This window comes from Methanobrevibacter sp. (genome assembly GCF_045130115.1).
Taxonomy (GTDB): domain Archaea; phylum Methanobacteriota; class Methanobacteria; order Methanobacteriales; family Methanobacteriaceae; genus Methanocatella.
Genome location: NZ_JBGUPC010000031.1, coordinates 1 through 7,288, shown reverse-complemented (window position 1 = coordinate 7,288; position 7,288 = coordinate 1). Strand labels below are relative to the sequence as shown.

9 protein-coding genes are annotated in these 7,288 nt (G+C 37.5%); 2 read left to right on the top strand and 7 right to left on the bottom strand.

The features are described 5' to 3' along the window. From ACJMML_RS05230 to ACJMML_RS05215, 4 genes are all read right to left on the bottom strand, one after another. Positions 1-429 (bottom strand): 4Fe-4S binding protein (locus ACJMML_RS05230; protein WP_405306310.1); only part of this gene is annotated, 429 nt, incomplete at its 3' end. Continuing rightward, a complete protein-coding gene (locus ACJMML_RS05225) occupies positions 422-880 on the bottom strand; it encodes a 4Fe-4S binding protein (protein WP_405306309.1) in 459 nt (152 codons plus the stop codon). The genes ACJMML_RS05230 and ACJMML_RS05225, both read right to left, overlap by 8 nt. A gap of 636 nt (positions 881-1,516) precedes the next feature. Further along, positions 1,517-2,533, bottom strand: coding sequence for a tungsten-dependent formylmethanofuran dehydrogenase subunit FwdF (fwdF, locus tag ACJMML_RS05220; RefSeq protein WP_405306308.1), 1,017 nt, complete (start codon positions 2,531-2,533; stop codon positions 1,517-1,519). Positions 2,534-2,544: 11 nt separating this feature from the next. Then, positions 2,545-2,736, bottom strand: coding sequence for a 4Fe-4S binding protein (locus tag ACJMML_RS05215; RefSeq protein ID WP_296786441.1), 192 nt, complete (start codon positions 2,734-2,736; stop codon positions 2,545-2,547). Positions 2,737-3,203: 467 nt separating this feature from the next. Here ACJMML_RS05215 and mobB point away from each other — a divergent pair, with 467 nt between their 5' ends. Together mobB and moaA are read left to right on the top strand one after the other, a co-directional pair. Continuing rightward, complete coding sequence (gene mobB, locus ACJMML_RS05210) at positions 3,204-4,238, top strand: molybdopterin-guanine dinucleotide biosynthesis protein B (protein ID WP_405306307.1); 1,035 nt, start codon at positions 3,204-3,206, stop codon at positions 4,236-4,238. After that, entirely contained in the window at positions 4,238-5,167 is a 930-nt protein-coding gene (gene moaA / locus ACJMML_RS05205) for a GTP 3',8-cyclase MoaA (protein ID WP_405306306.1), read from the top strand. Before mobB ends, moaA begins: the two co-directional genes overlap by 1 nt. Positions 5,168-5,190: 23 nt before the next feature. On the opposite strand, the gene ACJMML_RS05200 is transcribed toward moaA, so the two are convergent. From ACJMML_RS05200 to ACJMML_RS05190, 3 genes are all read right to left on the bottom strand, one after another. Beyond that, a complete protein-coding gene (locus tag ACJMML_RS05200; protein ID WP_405306305.1) occupies positions 5,191-5,667 on the bottom strand; it encodes a hypothetical protein in 477 nt (158 codons plus the stop codon). Between the two features lie 67 nt (positions 5,668-5,734). Then, positions 5,735-6,940, bottom strand: a complete 1,206-nt coding sequence (locus tag ACJMML_RS05195; protein ID WP_405306304.1) for a Coenzyme F420 hydrogenase/dehydrogenase, beta subunit C-terminal domain — start codon at positions 6,938-6,940, stop codon at positions 5,735-5,737. Between the two features lie 17 nt (positions 6,941-6,957). Further along, on the bottom strand, positions 6,958-7,288 hold a 331-nt coding region (locus ACJMML_RS05190; protein ID WP_405306303.1), incomplete at its 5' end, for a molybdopterin dinucleotide binding domain-containing protein.

Below are 7,288 nucleotides of genomic sequence, written 5' to 3'. Positions count from 1 at the left end.
TTCACATCTTTTACAGTAAATACATTCATCATCATCAATTTCTGAGAAAGCGTTATAATGAGGATATGCTTCAATTTCTTTGATTGGAGTGCCGTCAATAGTTAATACTAATGCATCAACAGGACATAAACCACTGCACATACCACATAATACACATTTACTTTCGTCAATGCTTATTCTTTGAACATCAAATTCTTCTTTGAAGTTTTGAGCAATCTTTTCATGACCACTGAAGTATACATCGTTAAAGGTTCTGTGACGTGCGTCCACAGCAATTGCGTTTAAGGTAATTGCTTCAACAGGACAGGTTGATTCACAAATCCCACAACCTAAACAGGTAGAGTCATTGAAAGACAAGTTTCTAACTTCTTCAGCATCTCTTGTGATGTCAAAGTTGTTGTCTTTAACCTCTTTTAAATTTCTAATCATTTTCAATCTCCAAAATTTTTATTGAATTAGTTGGGCAGTCTTCACTACAAAGTTCACAACCACAACATTGTATGGAGTCTGCATGCGCCTGCAATGATTCTAAGCTAATAGCGTGCATAGTGCATGCATTTACACATAAGCCGCAACCAATACAAGAATCTTCTATAATTACTTCGAAATTTCTTTCTCGGCAAATATTCACAATTTTTCGACTCTGTTCCGGCTCGTCAAATATTGCCTCGGTCATTCGCAAAAAATCCCTGGGAGTCAGGTCGATTATTGTTCTTGCAACGTCGATTGAGTTCCAAGAAAGGTTTCTGCCATTCAGATAATGTGAAATGGTAGACCTGTCAACGCCCAACTCGTCAGCAATTGCTTGATGACTTTTACCAGCATCTTTCAACTTGACCGCAGCCAAATATTTTAAACCAGATGCAATATGTTTCGGCATTTTGAACCACCAATGTGTAATGATATAAAATATATTTACTTATATAAATATAGTTGCCTACTAGAATTAAATAGAAAGTATTATATATTACTGTGGGAATACTACACAATCTGACTTTTAGATATCAGTTTATAATAGTCAAAATAGAGAATATCACAATATCCCAATCTTATAAACATAAAAGAATAATTTCAATAAATTTGATATAAAACAAAGTTATGTACATCATGTTTTAATGTAAAAAACTAAAAAATTCCTTAAAATTTGTAATAATAATTTAGGTAAAAAGTATTACAAAATCATGAAAATCAGAAAAAAATTTTTTGGTATGCCTAAAATGTGTAGTAACTACACATCAAAATCGCAAATCATTGGAATCAATAAAATTCAGGACATATGAGCGAGTATCTCGCTTTTTTACGTGATGATGAAAAATGATATTTTTTCGATGATTTCATGAAAAATTCAACGAATTTCATATCCGAAAAACCAGAAGAAAATGTAAAAAAAATATGTCATTTCAAAAAAATGTGTAGTAACTACACATAATGACATGAAAAAAGATTTACTCAAAAAAGTTAAAAAAAAGGGTTAGATAGGTGATGGTTATTTGGTTAGGTCAAATTTCTATGAACTTCATTTTCCGACAAGCAATGTATCAAGGATTTCGCTCCATGACTTGGAGTTGACATTTTCCAGTTTCATTGCTGTCCTTGATACGACTCTGATATTCTGTGGACATGCTGTTACGCAGGCGCCGCACAGGTTACAGAAGTTAAGGTTTGTAACGGATTTGCCGTCGACGATCTCCACAGCATTGCACGGACATACGTCCTGACATGCATGACATGATTCGCCTTTACAAATCTTTTCTTCCTCTTCGATTTCAACCAATTCAAGGTTACCTTCAAACGGTTTTGCGATTGAAATTGCATCCTTAGGACATATCTCACTGCACCATGAGCAGCTTACACATGTATTTTCAACAATGAATGTTTCACCGGTGACTTGAGGAACATCAATCTCATCTGAGTACATGCATGTTGAACAGACTTCCCTGATGGCATCTTCAGGACATATCCTTTTGCAGACTCCGCAGAAGATACATTTGGATAAATCCACTTCAATCGAATTGGCCACAACATCATTAGATGCTTTAGGAATATTTTTAACTGTTATTGCTCCGGCAGGACACATATCAGCACAGAATGAGCAGTAGATACATTTTTCATCATCTATGTCGATTTCTCCTCTTACCAGTTCGGAGCGGTCAGGAAGCTCCCTTTTGAAGATGATTGAATCCTGAGGACATACGTCATTGCATCTTCCGCAGTATACACAGTCATCATCATTGACGCTGCACTCAACATTCCATTTAGGATATACGTCCAATTCTTTTATGCTGACATTATCGACGGTTAAGTCTAAAGCGCCGAACGGACATGCAGAAGAGCATAATCCACAGAATGCACATGAATTAGCATTCACTGAAACAAGATCCATCTCTATCAGTCCGCGTGCAATAGGAACGGTAGGCCCCAATCTCAATGAATCTGTAGGACACACTTCGCTGCATATGCCGCAGCCAACACAATTTTGATCTTTGTAGGACAATACTCTGTTTTCACTGCCTTTTCTTTCTATATTAAACATTTCAATCCCTCTTAGGCTTTTGATATTGCTTGATTAGGACAATTCTGAATACATAAGTCACAGTCATCACATTTCTCAGCGATAATAGCTACATCGCCATTTTCCTCAACAAGCGCACCTTGTTCACAAATCTTAACACATAACCCCTGTACCGGACAATTTTCAATATGTCCGCAGGCGTCAGGATCTATTTTTACTGCCATAATAATACCTCTCAAAATATTAACATAATTATGTCAATTAGAATTTTTATCGAACTGTACTTATAAACATATCGATTATTTTTCAGCAATTTCAAAAAAATAATGATATTCATAATTTAGGATAACCTAATTCAAATTATAATATATCAATATTAAAAATAAATAAATTTAAAGGATATTTTAAGGAAATAATACTCATAAATAAAATTTAATTGTTATCAGAAAAACATTGATATTTATTCATATTAAATTCATTGAAAAAAATCAATAGAATCAAGATCAGGAAGATACGCAACTTATTTCGCCAAATAAACAAATAATTGACGAGAAAAAAACGTGATTTGACGTGTAGTAACCCCACATGTATGTAAAAACAATGCGATGTTAAAAAAAATTGTGGAATAAACGCACATCATCAAAAAGATATAATTAATACAAAAACCTATTATATTATAGGGGATTATAAAATGAAAATAGTATCTATAGTCGGCAAGAAAAATACCGGAAAGACTTCACTGACAGTCAAAGTCATTGAAGAACTAACAAGAAGGGGCTACAATGTGGCCTCCGTCAAGCATTCGCACCACTCCATAGAAATGGACAAGGAAAATACTGACACCTGGAAGCACAAACAGGCAGGTGCAAATCTTGTAGTGGGAGTCGGATCAACCACCTTTTTCAATGCCCGCCAGGAAATGGATTTGAACAGGATACTGTTTTTGATAAAACACTTTGATGAATATGATTTTGTAATCATTGAAGGATATAAAAGTTACAATTACCCTAAAATCATCACATCCCCTGATGTTCGCGATGAATACACCATAAAGGAAGTGGATTCCTTTACAATTGACGATGATGGCGTCAAAGAGCTGGCCGACCTCATAGAGGAAAGGGGCCACGACATCGTCGACACATTGTTTGCAAACAACTGCGGATTCAACAACGGCGAGGCAATTGCGGCTGAAATCCGTAAAGGCAACTTAGGTGTCGGTGACTTGGATGAAACCTTGAGCTACCTGTCAATCGACGGACATGTTGTGGGACTGAATCATTTTGTAAGCGATTACCTGAAGCAAAGCGTAATGGGAGTCATAAACACATTGAACCTCAAGGACTATGACGTTGAGGACATCGGAAAAATCGAACTGGTCATTCCAAGTGAAAATGTTTCCCAAAATCCGATTGAAGCCGAATGCACCATCAAGATCAATGACAAGCCCCTTGAAATCAACGAATTTACAAGGACCATCGTTTCAAATTCAATCAAGGGAATGATTAACTCCATCAAGACCGAGGACAATGTCAGGACCATAGATATCGAAATATCAAACATTACTGATGATCTGACCGGTGCCGACATCAGCCTAAAGACAAACGGCCATGATGTGGAGCTCAACGCATTCACACAGGGCATTCTAAAGGAAACAATATATGCAACCGTCAGCTCATTGAGAATCGATGAGGAAATTTCCAAAATAACTGTCAGGGTGGAAGAATAATGCTTGAAAATGTTGTAAGAGACAAATACGAAAGGCCTATCCTTTCACTGAGAATCACACTCACAAACAGGTGCAACGTGAACTGCCTGTACTGCCACCACGACGGAATGGTGAAATCAAAGGATGAGATGACCGCAGATGAGCTGTATACAATCTGCAAAATAGCTAAAAAGATTGGCGTCAGGAAAATCAGGCTTTCAGGCGGAGAGCCACTTCTTAAAAAGGACATCGTCGAGATTGTCGAAAGGATTGCAAGCCTTGACTTTAAGGACATCTCAATGACAACAAACGGAATTCTTCTGGAAAAATATGCACAGGATTTGAAGGATGCCGGTCTTGACCGTGTCAACGTGAGCTTTGACACCCTAAATCGCGAGACATTCGAGTTCATCACCAAAAAGGACTATCTTGAGGATGCAAAAAGAGGAATTCTGAAGGCTGTTGAGGTGGGACTCTATCCGGTAAAGATCAATATGGTAATAATGAAAGGCATCAACCAGGATGAGATTGACGACATGTTCGAATTCTGCAAGGAGCATGACATTGTGCTTCAGCTCATCGAACTCATCGAAAGCGAAAACTGCGATGACGACAAGTTCAGTGTGGACTATCACTATAATTTAGATGACATCGAAAAAGAGCTGGCTGATATAGCTGATGATGTGCGTGAACGTGAATTTATGCAGGGCCGTAAAAAATATTACATAGACGGTGGAGAAATCGAGGTAGTCAAGCCAGTTGATAACGCTAAATTTTGCGCAAAATGCTCCAGATTGAGGATAACACCTGACGGTAAAATCAAGCCATGTCTTCTGAGAAACGACAACCTGGTCGAACTGATTTCACATGTGAGAAATGGCGAAAGCGAAGAAAGGCTTGAAGAAATATTCTTAGATGGAATAAACAACCGTGAACCATTCAACTCTTAAAAAAAAATAATAATAGCTTAAAATTAAGCTATAACATCTTTAAACAGTTCTTTGTCTGTTGATGATAGGATTACCAATTTGCCATCCTTGATATAACTGAATCCATCAAAACCAGGATCAGTGAATTCATATCCTTCGACACCGTTGATTGTTGTTTTGTTTGCTTCATCGCCAGCGATATCCTTTGCATAACTATCATTGGCAGGATTCTCTGATGCGCTGACGGAAAGTATTATTGCATCTCCTGAAACATTAGTATATACTTTAGAAGAAAAGTTTAAATCAAGAACTGGATTGTCAACCTGTTCGTTATAAACAGATTCGTTTTCAACCTCACTAAACCCGTCCGGAATAGCAAAATCGACTCCGGCGAGAGTTACATATTCCTTTTGATCACCAAATAAAGCATTGGAAACATCATTGATACTGACTGCACATGCTGTTGACATTCCAGCAATCACTATAAAAAAAGTTAAAATCACTAAAATCTTTTTATTCACACTATCCCCCGATATAACACTGTTATTTTACAACGAGAAAAAAAATAAAAAGGTAATAGGGATAACCCTATAACCATTTAGCTTTGGATACGTGGTCAGTAAATGGAAGTGGGTCGTCACTGCCCATACCTGGGATGTATCCGTAGACTTCTCTTACTTTGTTGTTTACAGTACTCCATACTTTAGCTACAGGGATTTCACATGGACATACTTCGGAACATTGTCCACAGTTGGTACATGCGTCAACCATGTGTACTAAACGTGTTAAGTGGAAGAATGGAGCAGCAGGAGTGTATCCACCAGGTACCCATTCAGGACCTTCAGCTTCGAGACAGCAGTCTTCACAGAAACATAATGGACATGCTTCACGACAGCCGTAACATTTCATACATTTGGAGAATTCGTCTTCGTATTGATAGAATACGTCGATGATGTCTCCAGTAGTACCTGCGTAATCGATTTCTTTTTTAGCTTGGGATTCTTTAAGCATGAAGTTGTTAATGTTTTCTCTGATTTTGACACCTTTTTCGAGTGGTTCTTCGGTAGCAATTAAACCTGCGTCAATTACTTTACCTAAAACTTCTGCACCAGTTTCGGAGAATACTTCAACAAAAGTAGCTTTTCCAGCTAAAGGACCGATAACTCCCCAGTTACCTAAAGCTAAGTCAGCGTTGGAAGGGATTTTGAGATTACATCTTTGACAGTTTTCTCTTCTACCCATACCTTGTTCTTCTAATTCATCGATTTTGAAAGCTTTTTCGCCGTCAGCAGTTTCCATGATGAGTTTACCTTTAGCGATTTCTTCTTTGACAACGTCTTTAGGATCTAAATCGTATACATCTCTAATCATGTTCATGGTTGGAACAGGTGACATAGTTCCGCCACAGTTTACACCGATCATAATGACGTTTTCTTCGATGATTTTTCCTTTTTTCATTAATTCACGGATGGTCATTGCATCACAAGGTTTACATGCAACAGCGAGTTTCATGTATCTTGCACCATCTAAGTATTTGGATACGAATTTAGCAATGTTTAAAGTACCACAGTGAATGGAACCTGCAGTTTTGATAACATCAGCAGGGTCAGTTATGAGAGTTGGTACACCATCATAAATATCGTGACCTTGGGTTACACCAACAACACCGTCAACGATACCTTCTTCTAATAAGTATTTCATGATAGTAGTAACTACTCCACCGTATTCACCTTTTTCTTTGATGTCTTCGATAGCAGAGTATGCGTAGTACATATCGTTAATTTTTGCGCTCATTTAAATCTACTCCTCATTTATTTACCTACTTTTACGGTGGTAGTTGCCATGTCTTCAGCTTTGATTTCGGTGTCAGTACCGTCTTTGTATACTTCACCTTTCATTTCGACAACTTCATCGAGTTTTTCTACTTGGATAGCACAAGCTTTCAATTCAACCATTTTGGATTTAGGGTCGAAAGAGTCGGAGTTGGTTAATACATTTGCAGCACATTCTACAAAGTGCATTGGAATGTTTACAATACCTTCTCTGATGTCGTCGGTTACACGAGCAGGAATTGCGATTTCTCCTCTTCTAGAGAATGCTTTTACTACTTCACCGTTAATGATTCCTCTTGCTTCAGCATCT